This is a genomic window from Corynebacterium callunae DSM 20147, from assembly GCF_000344785.1.
Classification (GTDB): Bacteria; Actinomycetota; Actinomycetes; order Mycobacteriales; family Mycobacteriaceae; genus Corynebacterium; species Corynebacterium callunae.
Genome location: NC_020506.1, coordinates 2,576,607 through 2,602,433 on the forward strand (window position 1 = coordinate 2,576,607; position 25,827 = coordinate 2,602,433).

Annotated in this window: 21 protein-coding genes, 1 tRNA gene and 3 pseudogenes; 11 read left to right on the forward strand and 14 right to left on the reverse strand. The window is 52.9% G+C overall.

Features of this window, described 5'->3' with window-relative positions; translation table 11 throughout:
* Window positions 1-141 precede the first annotated feature (141 nt).
* A complete protein-coding gene (locus H924_RS14395; RefSeq protein WP_015652228.1) occupies window positions 142-1,668 on the forward strand; it encodes a cytochrome b/b6 domain-containing protein in 1,527 nt (508 codons plus the stop codon).
* Here the strand turns inward: H924_RS14395 and H924_RS12005 are convergent.
* From H924_RS12005 to H924_RS12020, 4 genes are all read right to left on the reverse strand, one after another.
* Complete coding sequence (locus tag H924_RS12005) at window positions 1,655-2,701, reverse strand: ATP-binding cassette domain-containing protein (RefSeq protein ID WP_015652229.1); 1,047 nt, start codon at window positions 2,699-2,701, stop codon at window positions 1,655-1,657. The two genes, H924_RS14395 and H924_RS12005, sit on opposite strands and share 14 nt — an antisense overlap.
* Window positions 2,692-3,336 (reverse strand): energy-coupling factor transporter transmembrane component T family protein, encoded by a 645-nt coding sequence (locus tag H924_RS12010; RefSeq protein WP_029702988.1) that lies wholly within the window; start codon window positions 3,334-3,336, stop codon window positions 2,692-2,694. Before H924_RS12010 ends, H924_RS12005 begins: the two co-directional genes overlap by 10 nt.
* A gap of 5 nt (window positions 3,337-3,341) precedes the next feature.
* A complete protein-coding gene (locus H924_RS12015) occupies window positions 3,342-4,088 on the reverse strand; it encodes a hypothetical protein (protein WP_015652231.1) in 747 nt (248 codons plus the stop codon).
* A 178-nt stretch (window positions 4,089-4,266) separates the two neighbouring features.
* Window positions 4,267-5,205: a nucleoside hydrolase gene (locus tag H924_RS12020; RefSeq protein ID WP_015652232.1), complete on the reverse strand. Its 939-nt coding sequence runs from the start codon at window positions 5,203-5,205 to the stop codon at window positions 4,267-4,269.
* 161 nt (window positions 5,206-5,366) lie between these two features.
* On the opposite strand from H924_RS12020, the gene H924_RS12025 reads away from it, so the two are divergent.
* The 3 genes from H924_RS12025 (at window position 5,367) to H924_RS12035 (ending at window position 7,393) form a co-directional block, all read left to right on the forward strand.
* Window positions 5,367-5,960 carry a DNA-3-methyladenine glycosylase I gene (locus H924_RS12025; RefSeq protein WP_015652233.1) on the forward strand — a complete coding sequence of 198 codons (594 nt, stop codon included), beginning with the start codon at window positions 5,367-5,369 and terminating at the stop codon, window positions 5,958-5,960.
* A gap of 87 nt (window positions 5,961-6,047) precedes the next feature.
* Window positions 6,048-6,650, forward strand: coding sequence for a DUF1707 SHOCT-like domain-containing protein (locus tag H924_RS12030; RefSeq protein WP_015652234.1), 603 nt, complete (start codon window positions 6,048-6,050; stop codon window positions 6,648-6,650).
* A gap of 113 nt (window positions 6,651-6,763) precedes the next feature.
* A complete protein-coding gene (locus tag H924_RS12035) occupies window positions 6,764-7,393 on the forward strand; it encodes an NADPH-dependent F420 reductase (RefSeq protein ID WP_015652235.1) in 630 nt (209 codons plus the stop codon).
* A 12-nt stretch (window positions 7,394-7,405) separates the two neighbouring features.
* Here the strand turns inward: H924_RS12035 and H924_RS14625 are convergent, their stop codons facing one another.
* From H924_RS14625 to H924_RS12050, 5 genes and pseudogenes are all read right to left on the reverse strand, one after another.
* Window positions 7,406-7,513 carry a hypothetical protein gene (locus tag H924_RS14625; protein WP_245533873.1) on the reverse strand — a complete coding sequence of 36 codons (108 nt, stop codon included), beginning with the start codon at window positions 7,511-7,513 and terminating at the stop codon, window positions 7,406-7,408.
* Entirely contained in the window at window positions 7,486-8,268 is a 783-nt protein-coding gene (locus tag H924_RS12040) for a CAT RNA binding domain-containing protein (protein WP_015652236.1), read from the reverse strand. The genes H924_RS14625 and H924_RS12040 overlap by 28 nt, the downstream gene beginning before the upstream one ends.
* 33 nt (window positions 8,269-8,301) lie before the next feature.
* Window positions 8,302-9,700, reverse strand: a pseudogene (locus H924_RS12045) (glycoside hydrolase family 1 protein).
* Between the two features lie 50 nt (window positions 9,701-9,750).
* The gene (locus tag H924_RS14630) at window positions 9,751-10,170 is read right to left on the reverse strand and encodes a PTS sugar transporter subunit IIA (RefSeq protein WP_245533874.1); all 420 of its coding nucleotides are present in this window, start codon (window positions 10,168-10,170) and stop codon (window positions 9,751-9,753) included.
* Window positions 10,059-11,656: pseudogene (locus tag H924_RS12050) on the reverse strand (PTS transporter subunit EIIC). Before H924_RS12050 ends, H924_RS14630 begins: the two are co-directional and overlap by 112 nt.
* A gap of 403 nt (window positions 11,657-12,059) precedes the next feature.
* Here H924_RS12050 and H924_RS12055 point away from each other — a divergent pair.
* The gene (locus tag H924_RS12055; protein ID WP_015652238.1) at window positions 12,060-13,373 is read left to right on the forward strand and encodes a pyridoxal phosphate-dependent aminotransferase; all 1,314 of its coding nucleotides are present in this window, start codon (window positions 12,060-12,062) and stop codon (window positions 13,371-13,373) included.
* Between the two features lie 70 nt (window positions 13,374-13,443).
* Window positions 13,444-14,703, forward strand: a complete 1,260-nt coding sequence (locus H924_RS12060) for a YibE/F family protein (protein ID WP_015652239.1) — start codon at window positions 13,444-13,446, stop codon at window positions 14,701-14,703.
* On the opposite strand, the gene H924_RS12065 is transcribed toward H924_RS12060, so the two are convergent.
* The gene (locus H924_RS12065) at window positions 14,700-16,019 is read right to left on the reverse strand and encodes a UDP-glucose dehydrogenase family protein (protein ID WP_029702983.1); all 1,320 of its coding nucleotides are present in this window, start codon (window positions 16,017-16,019) and stop codon (window positions 14,700-14,702) included. The genes H924_RS12060 and H924_RS12065 overlap by 4 nt on opposite strands.
* Before the next feature lie 105 nt (window positions 16,020-16,124).
* A complete protein-coding gene (gene dcd / locus H924_RS12070) occupies window positions 16,125-16,694 on the reverse strand; it encodes a dCTP deaminase (RefSeq protein ID WP_015652241.1) in 570 nt (189 codons plus the stop codon).
* Between the two features lie 93 nt (window positions 16,695-16,787).
* On the opposite strand from dcd, the gene H924_RS12075 reads away from it, so the two are divergent.
* Window positions 16,788-16,858 (forward strand) — tRNA-Gly (locus H924_RS12075).
* 106 nt (window positions 16,859-16,964) lie between these two features.
* Here H924_RS12075 and H924_RS12080 read toward each other — a convergent pair.
* Window positions 16,965-18,662 (reverse strand): VanW family protein, encoded by a 1,698-nt coding sequence (locus tag H924_RS12080; RefSeq protein WP_015652242.1) that lies wholly within the window; start codon window positions 18,660-18,662, stop codon window positions 16,965-16,967.
* Between the two features lie 62 nt (window positions 18,663-18,724).
* The gene (locus H924_RS12085; RefSeq protein ID WP_029702981.1) at window positions 18,725-19,876 is read right to left on the reverse strand and encodes a glycoside hydrolase family 3 N-terminal domain-containing protein; all 1,152 of its coding nucleotides are present in this window, start codon (window positions 19,874-19,876) and stop codon (window positions 18,725-18,727) included.
* Between the two features lie 166 nt (window positions 19,877-20,042).
* On the opposite strand from H924_RS12085, the gene H924_RS12090 reads away from it, so the two are divergent.
* From H924_RS12090 to H924_RS12100, 3 genes are all read left to right on the forward strand, one after another.
* The gene (locus H924_RS12090; protein WP_029702979.1) at window positions 20,043-20,489 is read left to right on the forward strand and encodes a universal stress protein; all 447 of its coding nucleotides are present in this window, start codon (window positions 20,043-20,045) and stop codon (window positions 20,487-20,489) included.
* Window positions 20,490-20,597: 108 nt separating this feature from the next.
* Complete coding sequence (locus H924_RS12095; protein ID WP_015652246.1) at window positions 20,598-20,801, forward strand: DUF2613 domain-containing protein; 204 nt, start codon at window positions 20,598-20,600, stop codon at window positions 20,799-20,801.
* A gap of 124 nt (window positions 20,802-20,925) precedes the next feature.
* Window positions 20,926-24,000 carry an alpha-(1->3)-arabinofuranosyltransferase domain-containing protein gene (locus H924_RS12100; RefSeq protein WP_015652247.1) on the forward strand — a complete coding sequence of 1,025 codons (3,075 nt, stop codon included), beginning with the start codon at window positions 20,926-20,928 and terminating at the stop codon, window positions 23,998-24,000.
* On the opposite strand, the pseudogene H924_RS13995 reads toward H924_RS12100, so the two are convergent.
* A pseudogene (locus tag H924_RS13995) lies at window positions 23,912-24,967 on the reverse strand (acyltransferase family protein); the annotation flags it as partial. The gene H924_RS12100 and the pseudogene H924_RS13995 sit on opposite strands and share 89 nt — an antisense overlap.
* Window positions 24,968-25,007: 40 nt before the next feature.
* On the opposite strand from H924_RS13995, the gene H924_RS12105 reads away from it, so the two are divergent.
* Window positions 25,008-25,826, forward strand: a complete 819-nt coding sequence (locus H924_RS12105; protein WP_029702975.1) for a porin PorA family protein — start codon at window positions 25,008-25,010, stop codon at window positions 25,824-25,826.
* Window position 25,827: the final 1 nt, after the last annotated feature.

Consider the following 25,827-nt stretch of genomic DNA (forward strand, 5'->3'; position numbering starts at 1 on the left):
CAGTGAAACAAAACCTTGTTTAATGTGGATTTTTAGCCCCTGGGCATTACCCTAAATATCCACATGGAGTTTGCATTTTCAGTCATTCTAGCGACTCCCTCCAGACCCCGATCCAAGATGCAGTAAGGGACAACACCTCATATGGACGGCACTGCGCCTGAAAATAAGATTGCCAACACTCCGCCTGCTCCAGGAGGTGCGATTCCAGCACCTGGAGCTGCAATTCCTGCTCCTGGCGCAGCTGTTCCAAATACATCTGTCCCAGCGCCGGGTTCCAGCATTCCAACTCCCGGGGCAGCTATTCCAGCACCCGGTTCTGCATTCCCCGCACCTGGTACGAGTGTGCCTATTCCGGGTGCAGCCGTCCCTGGTTCTGTTATCCCAGCTCCTGGAGCTGTGGCGCCTGGCGCGGCGATCCCTGTTCCCGGCGCGAGCATCCCAACCCCTGGTTCTGCCATCCCTGCACCTGGCACTGCAGTACCGGCACCGGGTGCAGTGGCCCCAGGTTCGGCTATCCCAGCTCCTGGAGCTGCTGCACCTGGCGCGGCGATTCCGGTCCCCGGTGCAGCAGCTCCCGGTATGGCAGTCCCAGCCCCGGGTGCAGTAGCCCCTGGCGCAGTGGCTCCGGGCGCGGTTCCAGTACCGGGTGCAGTTGCTCCCGCTGCGACACCAGCAACCAAGAGCGCTCCCAATATTCCTGATGCGGAAAAACGCCAACGCACTGATCACTCCGGCAATGCCAAAAAAGATGTACCTTTGCGAATCCGCCTGGCACGCCCAATTACCCGCAAGCAGTGGATCCTCACTCTGGGCGCAGGCCTAGTCGGAATTGTCATTCTGGCGGCAATTGTCGTGGGTCTAACCAGGTTGCTTTTGGGTACCGACACCATGCAGGACTTCATCACCACCTATCCGGGAGAGTATGAAAAGCCAAGTTCCTTGGAAGAAGGTTTCCCTGCATGGTTGAGCTGGCAGCACTTCCTCAACATGTTCTTCATGATCTTGATCATCAGAACTGGTATCCAAATCAACCAAACCCGCAGGCCTAAGGGATATTGGACTCCTAAAAAGGGTGGCAAGAAGATTTCCCTGACCTTGTGGACTCACCTATCCCTTGATCTGCTGTGGATCATCAATGGTGCTGTCTTCTTCATCATGCTCTTTGCCACCGGTCAATGGATGCGTATTGTGCCCACCAGCTGGGAAGTCTTCCCCAATGCACTGAGCGCTGGCCTGCAGTATCTTTCCCTGGATTGGCCTACGGAAAGAAGCTGGGCAAGTTATAACAGCCTGCAGGAACTTACCTACTTCCTTACTGTATTTATTGCTGCACCGCTGTCTATTATTTCCGGCTGGAGAATGTCCAGCTACTGGCCTAAAAACAATGCTGCGCTCAACAAGATTCTGCCCATTGGCTTTGCCCGCGCCATCCACCTACCAGTGATGGTCTACTACGTGGTCTTTATCTGCATCCACGTGTTCTTGGTCCTGGCTACCGGAGCGCTACGCAATCTCAACCACATGTATGCCGGCCAGGATGTCGAAAACTGGGTAGGTTTCGGCTGGTTTGTGGCATCGCTCATTGTGATTATCGCCGGTTTCTTTGCTATTCGACCAGTTATTATCGCACCAATTGCCAAGCTTTTTGGTCAGGTTACTGCTCGCTAATATCTACGCTTTCCACGGTGGCATAACTGCGTACTTCCTGCACAAACTGCTCATCGTGGCAGCTGAGCACCAATGCGCCACCATGGCCAAGGTAATCGGCAAATTTTTGATGCAGCTGGCTACGGCCAATAACATCAAGTCCCACATCAGGTTCATCAGCTAATAACACCTGCGGCTGGGTGCTTAATGCGCTATCGCATTGCACCAGCCGCAGGTCTTTTTGTGAAAGATCCAAAGGGTGGGTGTTGTCACTACTTCCCGGCACCATATCCGCCACAGTGGCATCAATAACCTGGTCATGTGGGTTTTGCAGCATCAATGACACACCTGGTTCATCGGCCATGGCACGCAAAAGCGTGGACTTTCCCGCACCATTTGCACCCTGCATCCACAGCACGCCACCCACTGGCACCGCAAAATCACGCGGCCCAATAGAAAATTGTGGGGCTGGTTCACGGAACTGCCACCAGCGGCGTTTATCCTGCCCGCGGTGTCCAATGATCCCACGAAACTCGCGGTATCCGGGCTGCCGATTCACATAAGCAGGCAGTTCCAAGACCTGGGGCTCACCCAAAAAAGTAGTGGGTACTCCTCTGAGATAATCGCGGTGCCCTGCCACCACCACATCGCCGTCATAATCGCGCAGCAACTGGCACAAAAGTTCCCGTGAGGCGGAATCAAGACCGGCGAAGGGTTCGTCGAGAAGCATCGTTGGGGTGCCCAAAATGGCCACGGTGCCGATTGCCAACCGCCTGGTTTGCCCGCCGGATAACTCAGTGGGGCTGCGATCTAGCAGCCCTTCCAGGTCCAGCGCGCGGGCCATGCTGTCCAGCTCAACCCGCATTTTTTCCACCGTTATCCCGCGCTGCTCTAGCCCAAAAACCAGCTCCTCCGCAACGGTTGCGCGCAGATAAGTGATGTGGGCGCGCGGATCGGCGGTCAGCATCACCGCGCCGGGCGTGCTGCGATAAAGCTGCTCCAGAGTACGGCTCAGCCCCGCGCCCGAAGCGCCAATAAATTGGGTTATAGCCACCAGACCACTCCTATCGCCAACAGCGGAAATAGCCACCTTAAGAGCTTTTCGACGCGCCCCTCCCGCACGTCGACCAATAAGGTACGAGGTCCTTTGCGGTCCAGGCCCGCAACCTCCAGGGGAATTGCGCGACTGGCGCCCGCATTAAGCAAACGGGTAATTAGGGGCAATCCAATATATTTTAAGGAACGCACTGGTCCACGGGTATTTCTACCGCGCAGCTTATTGGCATCCCTTACTGAAGCCAACGCTTCCCTGCCCTGCGGCAACATCTGCACGGCTGAGCCCACCACATAGGCAAAACGTGGCCAGCGGTATAAGGCTTTTACGAGCTCAGGCACCGTAATGGCAGTTGCTGCCACCAAAAAGACCGACATAAGCGCAGTAAAACGCAAGGTCAAGGCCAGTGCCAAGTGCCACCCGCCCTGACCAAAAGGAACATGAACCAGCACCATGGATAAAAAGACAGGAACGGATAGCACAACAGTATTGGCCAGCACTGAAATATTACGAACGCGCACTATGCCCACTACTTGGGCACAAATTGCGATGGCAGCACTAAGCCATAGTTGATTCACGCCAAGCACGATAATCCACATGCTTGTCGCCCCTACAATCCACGTCAGCGGGTTCACTTAATTTAAGCCTGTGTCTGCGCTTCCGGAGCAAGAGCCCTCTTGGTGCGCTGTGGCAAGGACTTCACCACCACAAAAACAACCAGCATCACAATCGCCTTATCCAAAGGATCAGAGATAAAGGACTGCCAGGTGACAGAGGCAAGCAAGGAATTGCCCATTTCACGGAAGAGGCTCACCAATGCGCCAGTACCAACACCGGCGGTACCACCATAAACAAAGGCCGCCACCGGCGCTGCCACAGCACCAGTAATCAAACCGATGACGGCACCAGAAACAATTGCCAAGAAGATGTTTTTGAAAGCACCCTTGCGGATAGCGATACCAGCCAACCAACCAGTTAGCGCAGAACCAGCAGCAAAAGGCAAGGCAAGCGGGTTAAATAGCGCCCACACCACAGAGCTCAAAGCACCAGTGGCCAAACCTGCACTCGGGCCAGCAAGAGCAGCAACCAGCACAGTGCCCACGGCATCAAGATAGAGGGGAATACCGATGGAACCGGTGACCTGGCCAAGCAAAATATTTAGAATCAGCGCCACTGGAATGATGGCGATGGTACGCGCTGGCAAAGTAGGCAAAACGCCAGCAAGCAGTGCGAGGGTACCGCCCACATAACCCACCAAGGTAATAATTGCCTCGGTAGATCCACCTACTGATTCCCAGTCGGTGGGGCGAACAAGAACGAGGTACAACCAAGTTGCAGCAATAATAAGGCCACCCAGGGCGACCAATGAGCGTTGGGTTCGTGACATGCCAAATTCCCTCTAGTAGTGGGGTGGGTTTAGGGTACGCGCAAGAGCCCTGCACTATGTCACCTCGTGTAGGGATTGGAACGATTGAAAAGTATAACCGACGCTGGCTAAAAAACGTCTAGTGGCAACCCCCGCCACCTTGAGGGCATTGGTGGAGGGTGGCGTCGACAAGCACGTTTTAAAGGTTGGTGGCTGCGTGCAAGGTGCGCAGCAATTCGGCATGAGCCGCCGCAATATCTGCGGTCTGGACCAGATTGGCGTTGGCAGGCCGGCCCCAGTGGCCGCGGATATCAGCAATTGTGGTGCCACGCAGCAACTCAGACTCCGCTTCCACATCAATGGTTAGCTCGCGCGCAGTGAAGGGAATTTGCTCCAAAGCGATCATGCAGGTGAGCAGATCATGGATCTGCGCCAGATAGCCCTCGCCCTGCGCCTCGTGGAACTCAAAATAAAAACGCAAAATCTCCGGCAAATACTGTGCGATTGGAGTCCTGCCAAGTGCTGCAATCACAGCATTAAGGCTTGTTGGATTTATTGTGAACTGCTCCGTGACACCCAGAGAACATACCTTAATAGGGTCTGTGGCCTGGGCAAAAGCTTGTTTTGCAGCATGTGGATCCACCCAAGAATTCCATTCTGCGGTGGGAGTGGTGTTTCCCGGATAAAGATACGCACCGCCCATCAGTGTGGTGCGCGAGACGGGGCCAAAGGTCGCCAAGTTGGTGGCTGGCCCGGTAACGATTAAACGCAGGTCAGGATAGGTATTGATAGCTTCATGCCAGAGCTCTTGCCAAGAAGCTGCCGGGATCTGCGTATGAAGTTCTGGAGTGATATATCCAGTGATATATCCCAAGCCGTGCTGCCCGTGCGTTTCAGGGGTGGTTACCAATGGCACCTCGAGGGGAACCGCTTGACCTGCCACAACCGGGATTTCCTTGAGATCACACTGTTCTAAAACCCACTGGGTATTAAGCGCCGTTTGTGCGACATCAACATTTCCCGCGGTGGTGCTAACCCCAACTAATTTAATAGTGCCCAACTTATGGAGCGCAGCCAGGTAAACCAGCGCGAGGGCATCATCAATGCCGGTGTCACAATCAAGCAGAACAGGGATCATGTTTTTAGTTTAATGGGCGGGCGCGTGCGCCCTAAAAAGCTTTTCGACGCTTTTCGACGAAACCCCTTAATGTGATATCACTGCCACTAGCAATCTCAGCTCGATCTGCCTTGGAGTTTGGCTAAGCAGGCTTCTCAACTAAGACATTCAAAGAAATACCCGTGAATAACGATCTCATCATCGGCCCTGATGGACTTAGCCGTCCTATCTGGGCTGCTAGTGATCCTCTTTTGCAGGATTACTATGACCGCGAGTGGGGTATGCCCATTAGAGATAAACAGGGCCTTTTTGAAAGAATCAGCCTGGAAGCATTTCAATCGGGTTTGTCTTGGTCCATAATTTTGCGCAAACGTGAGAATTTCCGCGCTGCATTTTCACACTTTGACCCCGATAAAGTAGCTGAGTTTGGCGAAGAAGAAACAGCCAAGCTACTTAATGATTCAGGCATTGTGCGCAACCGTCGGAAGATTCTTGCCACCATTAATAATGCTAAAGCCACAAAGCGCTTGCGCGAAAAAGCCGGACTGGTAGATCTGGTGTGGAGTTTTCAGCCCTCATCCACTCCCCGACCACAAACCCTTGCAGAGATCCCTACCCAATCTGCAGAGTCTTTGGCACTGTCCAAGTCCCTTAAAAAAGAAGGCTTTAGCTTTGTTGGTCCCACCACGATGTTTGCCCTGATGGAGGCTATTGGGATGGTAGATACGCACCTTTTGGGAAGCCACCGACGTGGCAGCTCTGGGATTTGGAATTAATGAGAATGCTTCACCCTGATAGCTACTTTGAGAATTGGGGGAAAGCCCGGATACTCATGTACTTTTCACACAGCTAAGGTGGTCACTATGGGTGCACACTTTCCAGGCGATAAAGATATTCGAGTAAGCGATAATGAACGCTCCACTGCATTAGCTGCACTTGGCCAGTTTTATGCCGAGGGCAGACTAGCTATGGAGGAAACCGATGAACGCTGTGCAGCCGTTGCTGAAGCCACAACTCGTGGCGACCTCAATGACATCTTCTTTGATCTCCCCCACAACAGCGGTGGTGTGGTTGGACTACCCGAAAAAACCTATACCGCTGCAGAGGTTGCTGAGCTACACCGCCAAGGTGCCCGACCACGCGCTGGCATTTTGGGATTAAGCACCGTAGTGGCAATTACTGGTACTGCTATCTTGGCGCAATCAACAGTTTTTGCGCCGGTCTTGCTAGCAATTATCCCCATCGTATTTATCCTGCTTTATGTCATGAAGGTAGGACCCGCCAAGTGGTATGCCCCCACTCCCCGCCAAATTGAGCGCCGTCGTATCGCGGCTCTGCGTAAAGAAGATAAACTGCGCAATTTGGAGTTAAAGGCCCAACGTCGCGAGCGCAGCCACGCCCTGAAAACCAAAGCTCTCGATGCTGCGGAAAATGTTATTTCTACAAAGCCCTGGAAGCAGCGCTAGATAATTCGGAAATATTTAGAGCTATAGCCTTGTTGATGGAAGATAGAAAAGTTCATAGCTTTTAGTTTTAGCTTCCCTTGCCCCCATCACAGTGAAATCAGGTCTTTAAACTTATGTCTAATGCGCTTCCTACCATTGCCATCCTAGGTGCTGGAAAAGTAGGTTCTTCCATTGCTCGTGCTGCCGTAGCTGCTGGTTATCAAGTGCATATTGCAGGTTCCGGAGCTGTGGAAAAAATTGCACTTACCGCAGAAATCCTCATGCCAGGAGCTCAGCCCAGCACTGCAAAAGACGCAGTAGACGGTGCCGATATTGTTATTTTGGCAGTCCCCCTGCACAAATACCGCAGCATTGATCCCACCGGCACGGAGGGAAAGATTGTCATTGACACCATGAATCACTGGGTACCGGTAAATGGTGAAATGGACGAACTCACCGCTGATCCCCGCAGCTCTACCGAAATCATTGCGGATTATTTCCCCGGCGCGCGCATGGTGAAAAGCCTCAACCACATTGGCTATCACGAGCTAGAAGAAGATGCGAACACCGGTCGTGCCATTGCTTATGCCACTGATGATGAGGCTGCTGGCGAAATCGTCGCACAGCTTATTGAGCACTTTGGCTTTGACCCCATCAATATTGGAGCCTTGGCCAATGGTCGTATCCTCGAGCCTGGCCAGCCCGCTTTTGGTGCGCACCTCAGCAAAGACTCCGATCTAGGATTGGCAGCACTCAAAAGCTAGGGTTCCTAGGAGCTAGGCAACACCTTTATCTTCAGCTAAACGGGCAACATGCAGGGCAAGGTATGTTTGCTCATCGGTTGAAAGCTCTTTGCCTAAACGAAGTTCCAAGACTTGGGACAAACGTTCTGCACATAAAATTGATGCAGGATGTGAGGCTTCCAGGCTGGTGCGCAGCACTGACATTCCGTCATTAAGCTGCGCATTATTTTTACCCGCACAAAGAAGTAGCGCATATGGGTAATAAAGCGCGCGGCGTTAACCGAGTTTCGATCCAAGGTAATGCCAAAGGCTAAATCAATTACATCAAAAAGCTGGCTAAACACCCCAGTCATCACATAGGTCTCAGCCAGGTCTTCATTCCGAAAACGAGCATTTACCAGGTGTAATGAAATCGCTACGGATTCAGATTCCGGAAGGCTAGCCACATTACGGGCAGCCAACCATTGGTTGGTGCGTTCCAGAATCTGAGCAGCCAGCTTAGTTTCCGTGGGATATAGATGGTGGACTTCTTCCTGCAAAGGATTAGGCTGCGCGCTGAGTTCTGGTTCTAACTCATTGCGTTTTACTGCCATTTGCAGGTGGTCTGCCAAGGCCACGATGGTGGCACTGCCTACTGGAGCGTCAAGATCAGCAGAAACTGAGGCAATAAGCTCGGTAGACAGGTCCAAATAGTCCAGGGGGACTTCGGCGAGCAGGGTGGCCATATGGTCCGCATCGCGGTTGTTTTCCGGAACAAAAACCTGCGTGATTTTTTCCCGGTCAACATCTTGGCCGGGCTTCTTTTGGAAGCCGATACCCCAGCCAGTCAGCACCACCTCGGTGTCATCCTTGCTGGCAAGCACCACATTATTATTTAGTACTCTGAGGATTTTCACCGAGCTAGCACTGCCCTTTCGTGATCTTAAAAACTAAGCCTCAAGTGAGGCACCATTGCTGGCGATAACCTGACGGTACCAATCAAATGACTTCTTCTTATAGCGTTTGAGGGAACCACTGCCGTCATCGTTACGATCAACATAGATGAAACCATAACGCTTGGACATCTGCGCAGTTGAGGCAGATACCAAGTCGATTGGACCCCAAGAAGTGAAACCAAGAACCTCTACGCCATCTTCAATAGCTTCTCCCACCTGCACTAGGTGATCATTGAGATACTGGATTCGGTAACCATCTTCCACAGTGTCATTTTCCAGCACATCCTTGGCGCCCAAACCATTTTCCACAATGAATAGTGGTTTTTGCCAGCGATCCCAGAACTCGTTGAGGATAATGCGCAAACCTACAGGGTCAATCTGCCAACCCCACTCTGATGCTTCCAAGGTGGGGTTAACAATTCCGCCGATTAGGTTGCCGCCACCGGTGGTGTAGTTCTCCGGATCAAATGCTTCACAGACGGACATGTAGTAGGAGAAGGATACAAAATCCACGGTGTTCTTGAGGATTTCGCGATCTTCATCGGTGATGTTCAGGGTGATGCCATGCTCACGGAAGTGACGCAGCAAATAGCCTGGGTAGTAGCCACGCACGTGGATATCACCAAAAGCGTAATCAAATTGGGAACGTTCTTGCGCAACACGCTGGTTACGAGGATCAGGGTTAATTCCATATCGCGGAATAGCAAGGATCATGCAGCCCACCTTGATCTCTGGATCCACCTCGTGGGCAATTTTGGTTGCCAAGGCACTGGCCACCATCTCATGGTGCACTGCCTGGTAGAGCTCGGATTCAGAAAGCTCTTCGCGCGGAACCTCAATGCCACCGGCCAAAAATGGCTGGTGCAGCACTGCATTGATTTCATTGAAGGTCAACCAATAACGCACGCGACCTTTATAACGGGTGAAGACAGTGCGCGCATAACGGGCATAAAAATCGATGAGTTCGCGGTTTCGCCAACCACCGTATTCACGCGCAAGAGCCAGCGGAGTTTCATAGTGGCTGAGAGTTACCAAAGGCTCGATGCCGTGCTTTTCTAGTTCATCAAGCACCCGGTCGTAGAAAGCGAGGCCTTCTTCATTTGGTTCTTGCTCATCACCACGTGGGAAAATGCGGGACCATGCGATGGAGAAACGGAAGGTCTTAAAGCCCATCTCTGCAAAAAGTGCGATGTCTTCAGCGTAGGTGTGGTAAAAATCAATGCCCTTGAGCTTGAGGTTGTCCTCAGTGGGAGCTTCCGTAGGAGGAGTTGTCACACCGTTTTGGCATCACATCTTGAATAGATAGGCCCTTGCCGCCTTCGTTATAGGCGCCTTCGATTTGGTTGGCAGCGGTAGCGCCACCCCAGAGAAAACCTTGTGAGAATGCAGTCATGATAAAAACTCTCTTTCTATATTCTTTAGCGTGCCGAGCGGTTTGAGAACTTAACTATCTAGACGCATCACCACATCACCCGCAGCGAGCTCACCTGCAGTTTTGACAATTTGTAGATTCTCCAGCTTACGAGAATTGGTCACGATCACAGCAGTGGTGTTATCAAAACCAGCTTTTTCCACAGCTGCCAGGTCAACACGACCCAGCACCTGACCAGCCTCAACATGGTCACCGCGAGCAACCAGAATCTCAAAGCCCTCGCCGCCCATTTTGACGGTGTCGATACCAACGTGCACCAAGATCTCAATGCCATTATCACCGCGGATGCCATAAGCATGTCCAGTTTTTTGCACTGCAATTACTTTGCCGGCGACCGGAGCCACAATTTCACCATTTGCTGGGCGGATACCAAAGCCTGCACCCATAGCGCCGGAAGAAAATACCTTGTCATCAATCTCGTTGAGTGGCACGTAGGTGCCACTAATGGCAGCAGCGACCTCGGGTGCGGCGTTAGGGGCAACCTGGGGGCCGCGTCGACAAGCTTTTCGACGTCTTTTTGCTCTTGTTCCTTCTTTTCTGCCCGACTAGCAAAAACAATGGTCAGGATGAAGGCCAGGACGAGAGCAACGGAGGAGCCAATCAGCTGCGCCACAAAGCTACCAACGTTCAAGGTAGCCGCAAATGCCATCACGGATGGGAATACAAAGGCATCAAAGGCGTTGCCACCGACTGCGATGATGGCGCCACCAATACCGCCGGCAATAATACCTGCGTAGAAGGGGTATTTCAGAGGCAGGTTCACGCCGTAGATGATGGGCTCAGTAACACCAGCGAGGAATCCGGAGAGGATACCGGGGCCCGCAACCTTACGACGCTCAGGATTCTTGGTGCGCACCCAAACTGCTGCCGCTGCGCCAACCTGGCCGAAAATTGCTGCCATCAAAGGAGCCATCATGTAGGAGAAGCCTTGGGTAGCGATGTCATTGATCATGACTGGAACCAAGCCCCAGTGCAGACCAAAGAGCACAAATACCTGCCAGAAGGCACCCAAAATAGCGCCTGCAAGCCAAGGCACGGTTTCAAAGAGGAAGGTGATTCCGGAAGATACCGCGTTGGACAAACCGAGGGTGACAGGGCCGACGGTGAACAGCACCAAAGGCACCATAATCAGCAGTACTACAAGTGGGTGAAGAAGTTACGGATTGCACCTGGAAGTACCTTCTCCAACCAACGCTGCAGGTAGCCCGCCAACCAGACAGCCACAACCACAGGGATAACCGAGGAAGAATAAGACATCATATTCAGTGGCAAACCAATGAAGGTAAGTCCTTCTTGTCCAACCAGTGCAGTCAACGTGGGGTGCAGTAGTGCTGCCACGATTGCCATAGCAATGAACTGATTAACTCGGAATTTCTGAGCTGCAGTTACTGCCAAGAAGAAAGGCAGGAAGTAGAAGAGACCATCAAACATGCCATTAAAGACAACGTAGCTAGTAGAGGTGGTCTCCAAAAGGCCAACGGTCGTGGCAAGAGTTAGACCTGCCTTGCCCAAACCAATGCCAGCCAAAGCCCACACAATCGGGGAGAACAGTGCAGAGATTAGGTCAATAAACTGGTTAAAGAGGTTTTTCTTTTCCTTTGGTCCATCATCTTCGGCTTCCTCAGGACCTGCATTGCCATCTTTGATGCCCTTGGAGCGCATGCCTGGTGCATCCATCAAAGCTGCATAAGCGAGGGGAACGTCATTGCCCACCACAACTTGCTGCTGGCCACCGGCTGCGATTGCGGTAATAACGCCGGGGATTTCGCTAGCCTTCTTAAGGTCGGCTTTTTCCGTGTCCTTTACCTTAAAGCGCAAACGAGTGGCGCAGTGAGTCACGCTGCGCACATTTTCTGGCCCACCGATGGCTTCTGCAACACTTGAGGTCAAAGGCCCGAAGTCAGTTTTTGTTGCCATTTTCTTGTCCTTTCTGAACAAGTACACCTACATGTTGAGAATTCTTTGCTACGGGTGGATCGCAGGACCCCAGAAACGACAAAAGACCCGAAACAACAGACGATAAAAATCATCTACGTTTCAGGTCTTGCCCCTTGCGGGTTACAATCCTCAAGCTCTGCGCTTCAGTGGCCGAGCTCATTCTAGGACCACGTCGGTGAAAGCTATTGACATCATTATGTATGACTCGCAAGAAAAAAAGCAAGCCCTATGTTGTGGGTCACAAAAAATGCCTGCATGCGTGGTGAATTTGGGAGCAGCTACGAGGCCAGCTGGACACCCCTGTGGTGAATTTAGGCCTCATTTGGGTGCAATCCTCGTGTTTTACTTCCAACTTGGCATACAAAGTGGCAACATTGACCGAGTGACTACAGACAAGCGCAAAACCTCTAAGACCACCGACACCGCCACCAAGGCTGTGGGCGCGGATCAGGCGGCGCGTCCCACTCGACGGCCTCGCCGTCGCATCTTCGATCAGTCGGAGAAGATGAAGGACGTGTTGTACGAGATCCGTGGCCCGGTGGCCGCGGAGGCGGAACGCATGGAACTTGATGGACATAATATCCTCAAGCTCAACACCGGCAACCCCGCAATCTTCGGCTTTGATGCCCCCGATGTGATCATGCGCGACATGATTGCCAACCTCCCGCTTTCCCAGGGTTATTCCACCTCAAAGGGCATTATTCCAGCCCGGCGCGCAGTGGTAACCCGCTATGAAGTGGTGCCCGGATTCCCCCACTTTGATGTTGATGATGTCTTCTTGGGCAATGGTGTTTCTGAGCTAATCAGCATGACCACGCAGGCTCTCCTCAATGATGGTGATGAAGTGCTAATCCCAGCACCGGACTATCCATTGTGGACCGCAGCAACTTCCCTTGCTGGTGGCAAGCCTGTGCACTACCTCTGTGATGAGGAAGATGATTGGAATCCTTCTATCGAGGACATCCGATCCAAGATCACCGACAAGACCAAGGCCATTGTGGTGATCAACCCCAATAACCCAACTGGTGCGGTATATCCGCGCCGGGTTTTGGAGGAGATCGTAGCTATCGCCCGCGAGCATGATCTATTGATCCTGGCTGATGAGATCTATGACCGCATTCTCTACGATGGTGCCGAGCACATCAGCCTGGCAACTCTCGCCCCTGACCTGCTCTGCATCACCTATAACGGCCTCTCCAAGGCTTATCGTGTGGCCGGTTACCGTGCTGGCTGGATGGTCATTACCGGACCTAAGCAATATGCTCGTGGCTTCATCGAGGGCTTGGAGCTCTTGGCCGGTACTCGCCTCTGCCCCAATGTGCCTGCGCAGCATGCGATTCAGGTGGCTTTGGGTGGACGCCAGTCCATCTATGACCTCACCGGCGAGCATGGCCGCCTCCTGGAGCAGCGCAATGTGACCTGGGAAAAGCTCAATGAGATTCCAGGTGTCAGCTGCGTTAAGCCAATGGGTGCGCTTTATGCCTTCCCCAAGCTGGATCCCAATGTCTATGAAATTCACGATGACACCCAGTTGATGCTTGATCTGCTGCGCGCTGAGAAGATTCTCATGGTGCAGGGCACCGGTTTTAACTGGCCACATCCAGACCACTTCCGCGTGGTCACCTTGCCATGGGCTTCCCAATTGGAAAACGCTATCGACCGTCTTGGTAACTTCCTATCAAGTTACAAGCAGTAGGGATGAAAAATATCCCACTCCTGGGTTAGGCTTCACTATGTTCTAGTGCCTGCCCAACCCAGGAGATACAGTGGCAAAACACGCAGTATCCGAGTCAACAACTCAACGCTCACCGTGGCGTATTGGGTTGTTGACCTTTTTAATTTCTTCCGTCATTGCCACCGCCGTCGGCCTTTTTGTGCTGTGGCCCGATGCCGATGAAGTAGTTATTTCCGAAGACTTTGCTCAAACATTCTCGGGTAACTATGAGCAGGTAGACGGCACAATTACGCTTGTCGACGGCGCGGCGTGCAATTCCCCCGACACCGGCAGGGCGTTTAGCGATAGCCCTAGTGTGCCGCTCGATACCGGCACCGTGGACTGTATCCGCGCACTGGTTGACATCACCTCAGGTGATAGCGCCGGTATGAAAACCCAATTGGTCACCTATGGCCAACCTGGTGAACCGGTATTTGAAGTTGGCGATAAGATCCGCCTGGTCCAAACCCCTGCGGTAGATGGCTCCACCATGTTTACCTTCGCTGATTATCAGCGCGGAACTTCGCTTATGGTGTGGGGGCTCATTCTCATCGTGGCCATGGGAGCCTTTGCTGCCTGGCGCGGTGTGCGTGCGCTCTTTGGACTGGTGCTCACTTTGGGAATTGTTGCTGCTTTCCTACTCCCAGGCCTAGCCAGCGGACATGATGCCATGTGGTTGGCACTAACCTGTGGCGCTGCCATTTTGATTATTGTGGTGCCGATTGTGCACGGACTTAATTGGAAATCTGCAGCAGCACTAGCTGGCACTTTGGTGGCGCTGGTGCTCTCCGCGGTGTTGTCCTGGCTCAGTATTAACAGCACTAATCTGCGTGGCCTGGGCGATGAAAACCACCTAAAGATCATTAATTATCTGCCCGAGGTCTCTATCTCTGGGCTACTTTTGGCATCTTTTATTATCGGCACCCTGGGCGTGCTTAACGATGTCACAATCTCGCAAGCCTCCACCATTAATGAGTTGGCAGAAATTGATGAAGACGCCACCCCATGGCGACTTTTCACCGGCGCCATGACAGTTGGCCGCGATCATATTTCTTCTATGATTTACACCCTGGTGCTGGGTTATACCGGCGCTGCGCTGCCACTGCTCCTGTTGCTCTCGCTGGCTGAGCGCCCACTTTTACAGACGCTTACCAGCGATGTTATGGCCGGTGAGCTACTGCGTTCCGGCGTCGGCGCGCTTACCTTGACCTTGGCAGTCCCGATTACCACGCTGATTGCAGCGTGGACCGTGCCCGGCGATGAACCCCACCCGCCGAGCGATGGCAAGCCCCGCCTAGTTCACCGCCATTAAAGGTTGCGGCCCAGCGCGTGGACTTCCCAGCCCGCGCCCTGCCACTTGGCAACGTCAAGAACGTTGCGGCCGTCAATAATAACGGGCTTGTCGACGATTCCCGCCGCGGCTACCGGATCGAGATCGCGGAACTCCTGCCACTCCGTTGCCAAAACGACCAGGTGGGCGTCGGCAAGCGCCTCTTGGGTATTTGCGGCGTAGCCCAACGTTGGGAATACCCGGCGCGCATTGTCCATGGCCTGAGGATCATAAACTGAAACCGCAGCACCCTGCAGGGACAAAGAGCCAGCTACTGAGAGCGCTGGGGAATCGCGCACATCATCAGAATTAGGCTTAAATGCAGCACCCAGCACCGTCACGCGCTTGCCCAACAGCGATCCGCCACAGATCTCCTTTGACAATTGCACCACGCGATCACGGCGACGCATATTGATGGAGTCAACCTCGCGCAGGAAGGTCAGCGCCTGATCTGCGCCGAGCTCGCCGGCACGCGCCATAAATGCACGGATATCCTTTGGCAGACATCCGCCACCAAAGCCCAGGCCAGCGCCCAAAAACTTGCGGCCAATGCGGTCATCATAACCGATGGCATCAGCCAGGCTGACGACGTCTGCACCGGTTTGCTCGCAGATCTCCGCAACAGCGTTAATAAAGGAAATTTTGGTGGCCAAGAAAGCATTGGCAGATACCTTGACCAATTCCGCGGTGGCAAGATCGGTGACCAAAAATGGCGTATCCGCAGCAATTGCAGTGGCATAAACTTCCCGTGCTACCTCTGCAGCCTGGGAGCCAGCACGCACACCGACCACAATGCGATCAGGGGTGATGGTGTCCTTAACTGCATATCCCTCGCGCAAAAACTCAGGGTTCCACGCGATTTCTACCTCGGTACCCGGCTTGGCCAGGGAATCTGCCAGTTCCTGCAACTGCGCGGCAGTACCTACGGGGACAGTGGATTTACCAAAGATGATGTGTTTGCCCTCAAGCAAAGGCACCAGATTTTCAATTACCTGACGTACATAAGTGAGGTCTGCTGCAAAAGAACCCTTTTGCTGCGGGGTGCCCACACCTAAAAAGTGCACCTGCGCAAAGCTCGCAGCATCGGCATATTCCGTGGAAAAGCCGAGACGACCATTGGCGATATTGCGTTCCAATACCTCTGGCAAACCTGGCTCAAAGAACGGCACTTTGCCATCTTTAAGTGAAGCAATCTTTGCCTCATCAACATCAACGCCGAGTACCTCATGGCCCAGCTCAGCCATGCATGCAGCATGGGTTGCGCCCAGGTATCCCGTGCCAATCACTGTCATCCGCATATAGGGGGATTCCTTTCAACGAAGTATGAACCGAAGTTCATCTCAACACGTTTTATAAGCACGCGCGACCTGAACAAGCCAAACAGGGGCAAGGCGTGTTACAGGTTACTCATTGATGAAGTTCAGATATGCCTTAGATGCAGTAGGTCCGCGCTGGCCTTGGTACTTAGAGCCAAGTTTTCCAGATCCATAAGGGGTCTCAGCAGGTGAGCTCATCTGGAAGAGCGCCAGCTGGCCAACCTTCATGCCCGGCCACAGGGTGATAGGCAGATTTGCCACATTTGAAAGCTCCAGGGTGATGTATCCGCTGAAGCCGGGATCAATAAATCCAGCGGTGGAGTGAGTCAAAAGACCCAAGCGTCCGAGGGAGGATTTACCTTCCAAGCGGCCTGCCAAGTGAGCGGGCAGGGTGAACTTTTCCAAGGTGGAGGCCAGCACAAACTCACCTGGGTGCAGCACAAAGGGATCGCCTTCGGCTACTTCCACCAGGCTAGTGAGCTCATCTTGGTTCTGTTTGGGATCGATGTGGGTGTATTTGGAGTTGTTAAAAACTCGGAAATAACGGTCCATGCGAACATCGATGCTCGACGGCTGGATTAGTTCAGGATCAAAAGGCTCAATCCCAAGGTCGCCGGAGTCAATTGAATTGCGAATGTCTCGATCTGATAGCAGCACGCCCATTAGTCTAGTCCTTTTGATCGCGACCCCAATCTTGGACGTCACAGAAGCAGTGCTAACGTTTGTGGGGAAGCCTTTTAAAGGCCTCATGCCGGTGTAGTTCAATGGTAGAATTCCTGCTTCCCAAGCAGGAGGCGCGGGTTCGATTCCCGTCACCGGCTCAAGATCTACAAAACTTCTCGGATTCACGCCCTCGGATTCACGCAAAAAACCTCGGATTCAGTACTCCTTCCGAGGTATTGAATCCGAGGTTTTTGTTATTGGTGCTTAGGAGCAGACCACGTTGGGGGAAGGATCATAAACCGTGGTGGTGGTTTCGCGGCTAATCACATTTCCGGCAAGATCACTGATGATGCGGGTATCTGAGGTAGTAAAGCCAGGAGCACCAGTAGATGCTGCACAAGTATCACCAGAAAGACGCATAGTGGTTGGCTGAGTAGTCGCCCACCTGCCATTGTTGATGGACTCTACGCTCGTGGTATCCACACCCATGATCTGCACGGTTACTGAGGAAGAATCTGCAGAGGTCTTGATCATAACTGGGTATGGAGTGTTGTTGCGGAACTGCAGGTCGATGGCACCATCAAAGATTGTGGCTTCACGGCCGGCTGGATAACGCGAAATATAGTAGCTGTGTGGAGTGTGGGTGATGTCCTCTAAGCCTGCAAAGTAATAAGCGTTGTACAAGGTGGTGGCAAATTGGCTAATTCCGCCGCCGACAGCTTTGTCTGAGTGGCCGTCGAGAATAATGCCGGATTCCACAAATCCCTGGGCTGCGCCACGAGGACCGGTGTAGTTGTTCAGGGAGAAGGTTTCACCTGGGGAAACCACAGCACCATCAACCATTTGCGCAGTGAGGCGAATGTTGGTGCCAGATGCTGCAGAGAATCCACCGGTGGTGAACTCGCCCATCACTTCATCAAAGGTCGCAGCCTGTGCATCAGCTGCGGTAAAGGTAGCTGGGGTGTCTTCATAAATGGCATCGATGGTGCGCTCGCCATTGCCGGTTAGGCTCTCAGTCAAGCTGGCCAGGGTTTGCTCCCAATTGATTTCATGGCCATTTACTTCTGGAGTAACCACGCGGGAACCGCTGGAAAAACTGATCTTGGCGTTGGTGGGTTCGGTTTCAGTATCTTCCAAACCGGCTGCCAAAATTTCCGTAGCTACCTCGGTATTAACGTCTACCCGGAGTTGACCGTTTTCCTCAGGGAAGGTCACAACCTCGCCCATGCGCTCCACTGGAATGGTGCCTTCTGCACCTTCGTCACCGCGCACGACAAAAGGTTCGGAAACTGCCTTTGCAGCAGGTCCTTCCGCCAATTCATTAAGGGTGTCTTGGCTAATAGCTGCAGGAACTACTGAGGTTTCTACAGTCACGCCTTCTGGGTTTAGCCAGTGTTCGGTGACTTCTGATTCCAAAGCAGCACGGTCCACGGCTTGACCGTCCACAGTGTTATTAACGACAACTTTGCCAGCGTCAATACGCAGGTTACCGGAAACTGGCTCACTATGAAGTTCGGTGACCATGCGGTCCAAAGTGGGGCCAAAAGCGGCAGGATCAACGGTGCTGACAATTGGAGCTTCAGATTCCTGGAAGAGTGCCTTAAAGCGCGTAATTGGGTTCCAGGATTGCTCACCTGCACCTGCGATTGTGGCGTTCCAGTCAATACCTACACCTGCGGCAATAGGATCAAATTGGGTATTTTTAACACCCGCAATGACTTTGACCGGCTGCGCTACCGTATCGGCTAGTTCGCTTTCCAAAGTGTTGCGAGCTTCTTCTTTGCTCATATTGGAAATACTCACGCCACCAACCGTGGTGCCACGGGGGATGTTGTCCTTATTTAAGAAAACATCCACGGCATAAATGCCAGCAACAATCACAAAAAGACCAACGAGAATCCCAACAAAGACACCCGTAGTTCGATTCTTGTTGATCGCCGACTTTTTTCCAGATTGTTTCACATGAAAAAGGCTAGTTGCACTCCTGCAAAAATCCTACTCAAATAGGTTTTAAGGAGATAACTTCACTCTTTCTGTTGACCTGTGACGTGCAGCAATTGCACCCGATAAGCAGAGGCCAGCATCTGTTCGCGCGGATATTCTCGACTATTTACCGCACTATCAACCCGATCAATTGCTGCAGTGAGGGAACTATAATCAATCCATAATGCCTGGTCAGCACCCGCTTTAAGCGCAGCAAGTACAGCATCGGCCGGAGCATAATTGGCAGAAATTGCATTCATGCCAGAAAGATCATCGGTATAAATCACCCCATCGTAGGGGGTACCGCCAGGATAATCGCCACTGCGCAGCAATTGGTAGGTAGCGGGGTTGATAGTGGAAGGAACTCCCTCCTCACCCAAACCAGGCACGATCATATGACCAACCATGACGGCACCATCGGTTTCCGCAAGTGCCTTTCCATAAGGAATGAGGTCATAGGTTTTTAGTTCCTCCAAGGAGGGCGTTACTACGTCCTGCAGGTGAGAATCTCCACTGGCACGGCCGTGGCCTGGGAAGTGTTTAAATACCGGGGTAATTCCAACCTTGCTCAATCCCTTGGCAAAGGCAGTGGCATAGGTAGCGGCAACGGCTGGGTCGTTGGAAAATGAGCGGTCACCCACGATAGGTAAACCCCAGGCATCCACATCAACAACTGGCGCGAAGTTAACGGTCACGCCATGAGCTGCCAAGCCGGTACCCAGGATCTCAGCCAGGTCTTCTACCTGCTCAGGTGTCATGGTCTGGGCCATTACGCGGGGGGAAGGGAAATCTCCCAAGATGTTGGTGGCTCTTTGTACTCGGCCGCCTTCAAAGTCAATGCTTACGGAGAAATCACGGCCAACTGCAGCACGCAATGCTGCGATATTTCGGCCTTCTTCTGTCAACAAGGTTTCATCGGTCCAGGAACCAATAAAAATTCCACCCACACCTTGGTTGAGGGCTTCCAAAGCTTGGTCATAATTGGAAACGCCCACCATCATCAGGGATGCCACCTGGGCACGCTGCTCGGCTGGGATTTGCGCACGCACCAAATCCTCCACCGTTGGTTCCGGGGTGGGGGTTGTCGAGCTCGGTGCGGTAGGCGCGGCGGTAGTCGTCGACAAGCTTGGTTCTGCAACTTCCTCAGAGCATGCCGATAATAGCAATGTCGCTGATAGGAGTGCTGCGGACATTGTCTTTTGGGAATTGCTCTTTTGCTGCCACACGCTTAACTACTATAGAAACAGCGCGGGCATTTATTTCAATTGAAGCTAATGAATCGCCACATCTCCATCCATTAAAAGTGCAAAAATTAGGGAGCTCACTGTGCCGGAACCACATCCAGCCACCGAAACCACCATGCTTATTGCTTTTGATGGCTCGCAGGAATCCCGGCGCGCGCTGGAATATGCAGCAGCTTTATTGCGTCCCAAAAATGTAGAAATTCTTACTGCTTGGGAACCTTTGCACCACCAGGCAGCGCGCGCGGTGACACTAACAACCTTGGGTGATGCTGCAGCAGACCCAGCCCAGGCAGCTGCTTTGGAGATTTGCCAGCAGGGTGTGGCCCTGGCGGAATCCTTAGGGCTCAACCCGCGGGCACATTTGGTGGAGTCTGCCACTGCAATTTGGAGCGCGATTGTGGATGCAGCCGATGAGTTACGTCCCGACGTTATTGTTACAGGCACCCGTGCTATTTCCGGATGGAAGTCACTGTGGCAGTCTTCTACGGCAGATAATGTGCTGCACAATGCGGGTATTCCGGTTTTTGTAGTGCCTCCTGCGCACGAAGAATCCGCAGATTAAGACACTGCTTAAGACGCCGCTACTGCTGACCCGGAGCACCGCGCCTTTAAAATCGAGCAAAAAATATTGGCTGTAATGGCCTAAAAACTGGTAGTCTCGTGATCTGTCATGGCATATGAAACAGATTCCCTCAACCGGCGAACCCTCGGCCCTGCTATCGCCAGCGCCGTTGTGGGTATTGCTGTCGGTGTTGTCGCGGTCCTTGGAGTTTCAGCGATCTCCGGACAAGATACAGTGCCCACGGGTAATGCAGTAACCGCCGATAGTGCATTGCTTGGTGGCCCGGAGTATGGCTCACGCGAAGCAAACTAGGCCCGGCCGGCGCACCCACAGCAGTAAAAGCCTTAGCAGCGCCAACCTCACCCTAAGCGCCTTAAGCGCCTTAAGCGCCAGCCCCCGGCTCCTGCAAAAACTAGCCCGCTCTCCGCATACCTTAATGTGGATTGTGCTGGGCTTTTTGGCATTTTTACAACCTCTGGGCCAGGTGGCAGCCGATACCAAATTGGATCTTATGCTCAACCCTGCTGGGTTTTTGAGCGGTGCGCTGCATGCTTGGACTGATACTTTCACGATGGGCCAATTACAAAACCAGGCCTATGGTTATCTTTTCCCGCAGGGTCTATTTTTCCTGCTCACAGACTTCCTTCCGGATTGGATTGCCCAACGCCTATGGTGGTGGCTGCTTTTGGGCATCGGTTTTTCCGGCTTCCTGAAGCTAGTAACTCAGCTTCGGATAGGTACTCCCGCTTTTCGAATAATCGCAGCGCTGCTCTTTGCGCTTTCCCCGCGTACGTTGACCACTCTGACTGCTATTTCCTCCGAGGCCTGGCCAATTATGGTGGCGCCATGGGTGTGTTTGCCGCTGCTCCGCTTAAGCCTTGATCTCCCTGCTTTTGCGCTTTCTCTTTTCCCTGCAGCCTGCATGGGTGCGGTTAATGCCACCGCCACCATGGCAGCGCTCCTACCAGCTACGTTGATCCTCTTGTACCGGCTTCTCCCCCACCCTAAACAGTGGTGGCAGCTGCCTGTCTGGGGGCTGGCGATTGTGGCGGTTAATTCCTGGTGGGTGGGCCCGCTGATTGTGCTGGGCCGTTATGCCCCGCCTTTTACGGAGTTTATTGAAAGTGCCTCAGTAACCACTGCCTGGCTTAATCCGATTGAGATTTTGCGCGGTACCACCAGCTGGACAACCTTTGTAGATACCGAGCGCCAAGCTGGATATTTGCTGGTTAATGATGCTCTCTTTGTCATGCTTAGCGTGTTGGTGGCAGCAGCTGGACTGGCGGGTTTGGCGTTGCTGAAACCGCGTGGCCTGTGGGTTTTTATGCTCAGCATCGGCCTGCTCATTTTGGGCAGTGCCCATTTGCCCGCCGTGCAATCCTTCCTCGATGGCGCCGGCGCTCCGCTACGCAATATCCACAAATTTGACCTGTTGGTGCGCCTGCCGTTGATGGTTGGCGTTGCGGCGCTCGGCTCTTACCTCCCCCTACGCTTGTTGACGCGGCCTCCCAGCCACCCCACCACCCCACAGCCGGGGCAAAAGCGGCAGGCAGCTGCCGTATTAGTGGTGTTAATAGCGCTCGGTGCTATTGCTCCGGCGTGGTCAGGCCGCTTACTCCCGCAGGGCACCTGGGATGAAGTTCCCGCATATTGGTATGAGGCTACAGAGTTTATTAATAACAACGCCACCAATACCCGCACTCTCATTTGGCCAAGTTCTTCTTTTGCCCGCCAAGATTGGGGATGGACCCGCGATGAACCTGCCCAACCACTTTTAGAAGTGCCGTGGGCTGTGCGTGATGCCATCCCATTGGTGCCACCAGAAGCTATCCGTGGTTTGGACGGCTTGGAAAGCTTGGCGGAAAGCTCTGCGCAAAGTCTGCCTGCGGAATCCCTCAAACGCCTCGGAATTGGTGTGGTGTTGGTGCGCCATGATCTAAGTACAAACTCCTCCCCCAAGGTGAAAATTGAGGGCGAAAAACACACCTTCGGCGAGGTAGATGTCTACGTGATTAATCCCAAGCAGGATATGATGCTTGCCGATTCCACCGACGTTCCCACCGTAGCTGGTGGTGGCGAAATCCTCGCGCTCCTAGATTCCATTAATGGCTATTCCCCGCATACTCTAACCAGCGCTAATGCCGATATCGTCAGCGATACTCCACAACTGGTGGGCACTAACTATGGCGATGGAAAAAGCTCTGCAGCGCTAGCCAGCCTCGCGGAAACCGAGGTGAAAAACCGCATTGTGGATTACCCATCTGCAGGTCCCCGCACCCAAGTTGTCACCGAAGGCTCCATCGTGGCTTCCTCTTCTGGTTCCGATGCCACTTCTTGGGGCGGTGCGATTCCAGATCGTTCCATTAACTCCCTGGTAGATGGCCGTTTTAATACTGCTTGGTTCCCCACCCCAGGCGATAGCAAACCCTGGTTGGAAGTCCGTGGATCTGGTACAACTCTCAGTATTTCTCCCCGCGATAATGTCACCGTCACCATTACCTCGGGCGATTCCGTGATGGTGCGTGAACTCAAAAAAGGCCAAAGCACCACCCTAAAACTCGCAGCTCCTGAAGCTCGCCTGGAGTTTGATCATTTTGTGGGCATCTCTGAATTGCAGATGGATGGGCTTTCCCGCACCATCACGGTGCCCGATACTTCCCCTGAGGTGCAGCAATTTATTTTCCAACGCCTGACTGTGCCCACCGCCTACCTGGACCGTGCTTTCACCGTACCCCGCTATATGGAGGTCACCCTCGCAGCGCAATCCTGCCGCAATATCGAACTTGATGGTCAACGTGTCGATTGCGGTCCACTTAATTTAAGCGCAGGCACCCACATGCTGCGCACCCAATCCGAGTGGGTCACCTTCACCGCCACCACTCCACGTACCGCGGTAGAACCCCTCACCAACATCCAGGCAGCACCCACCGACCGTCTGTTGCTGACCACGCGTGCTTTTAATTCCGGTTCCCAAGCGCTTCTCGACGAAACCCCTTTGCAGGCGGTGGAAATTGATGCAGGCGCCCAAGCTTTTGTTATTCCAGCAGGTTTAAGCGGTGAACTAAATTTTGGATTTGCTGGCGAAAAACCCTATCGCTTTAGTCTTTTTGGCGGCATGGAATTAACACTGCTGGTGTTGGCAGCTGCGGCCTGGATATGTAGTCGCCGCAAAGTTTCAGCTGAGCCTTGGCAGGACAATTCAAATGCACCTTGGTCTGCTCTGTTCTTGATTCCAATGCTGGGTTGGTGGATTATTCCGGCAGCAGCCAGCTGGCTAATTTTGCGATTTACCCTGATTCCGCGCTGGGCGCTCGCGGCAGTGCCCGTAGGAATTTGTGGACTGTGGCTAGCCCAAGCACCTTGGCCCGACGCTAGTTATCCAGGAGATTCTCCTGCTTTGACGCTCTTGGCTGGGATTGGCGTTTTAGCACTTTTTGCACCCACTGTTGCACCGGCTGCTCCACCAAAACATAACTTGCCGCAGCCACCGGAATCGTCAACAACACCGTAGCCACGAAAACCAGCAAGAAGTGTCCGTCGAAAAGCGGAATACCTAAAAGTGGGAAAACGATGGTCAAAACTGGCAGGTGCCATAAGAAAATGGAATAGGACCACAAGCCCAGTTTTTGCATCGGAGCAGAGCTCAATACCGCCGAAGGTGTGCCCAAAGCTAGCGGTACTACCAAAACCGCAGCAAAGGCTGTGCCAGCTAAAATCCTCAAGTTAAATTCCGCGGGGCTAGGGTGAACAAGCCCCAAGGGGCCGTACCATTCCTGGCCAGCCACCCACGCAATAATCAGGCTCAGCACCACCCAGATGCCATAGGGAATCTTTGGGAAACGCATGCCTTCTAGCTCTGCGGCAATTAATCCCACGGCAAACCAGCACATATAAGACGGTGGCCAAATCTGCATATTGGCCAATCCGCGGTCCGTCGCAGATTCCACAATAGGCAGCCAGGCCCAACCCAGGCTTAACAAAGAGAATCCGAGGATCAATAAGATGCGCTGTTTTTTGCCGAACCTATCCAACAGCAGCGCAAAAAGTGGAAGCACCAGATAAAAAACCATCTCCACGCACAAAGACCACAGATGGGTAAGGCCTGTCATGAGCCCACTTGGCCAAAAGATTTGGGTGAGGCTGAGGTTAGCTAACCACGGTCCGCTTGGGATAAACAGCAGCACAGCCAATACACACACCCAATAAGCAGGCATAATGCGGGAAAAACGCTTGAAGTAATACTGTGCCCAGGCTTGTCCGGCACGACGGCGCCACAAAACAAAGGCTGAAAGAGCAAAAAACACTGCGACGAAAAAATCGAAACGCGCTAGTACTGCGCCCACTGCGGTAGCGGGATCAACGGCCGTTTGGAAAGCGACATGGGTAGCCAACACTCCGAGGGAAGCTAGTGCGCGAAGGCCCTCAAGAGAGCTAATGAATCCGTGGCGCCGGGTGGGTGCATATGATTGGGTAGACATTGTTCAGAATGCGAGCTTAGCGGAAAGGAGTAAACACACAATGAAAAGATCAGCCGTGATATTAATGACCACCGGCGTGCTGTTTCTCATTTTCGCTCTCATCGTGCCTCCCTTCATGGTTGGACAGGCAAGAACCTTGCCCAAAGACTTGGACTTAACCATTGTGAGTGAAAGCCCACAGGGGCTAACTCGCACTGAACATATTGTGACGGCCAAAACTGAGAAAATTGATGAGATCGCCACGCATGTGGAGATCACCATTACAGATCAGGCCGGCGAGGTTGTCTCTGATATCACCGATGATCTCACGCTCATTGGGCATTCCCGTTTCCCCGCAATTGAGCCAACTGCCTCAATTGTTGGTTCCCCGGCAGACCACAGCAATGAAGTCCGCGAAGGACTGCACTATTTCTTCCCGGCTAATACCTTGCGCAATTCTTATCCTTACTATGACATCACCTTAGGTTATGCGGAACCGCTGGATTATGTCTCCCGAGATGGCGATATTTATAGCTTCTACCAGGATCTTCGTTATATCCCCTTAGATGACAATCGCAATTATTCCGCGGAACGCACCCTGGAAGTTGAAAAGAACTCTGGGTTTATTGTTAATAAGCATGAGGTCTTAACCATCCACGATGTCAGTGGAGATCAAACAGTGGAATTTAGTTATACCGATGATACTCGCACTGATCTGCAAGAACGTGCAGCTGACATTGATCAAAAGATTGAATTAGCCAAGGCTTTGGATTTCTTTATCAAGTTTATTGGCTCAGTATTGCTGGCCCTCGGTGCTTATAAGACTGGAATTTTTAAACGCGGTCAGTTGACCAAGACTGTGCAAAACCTCGGGCGCTAAA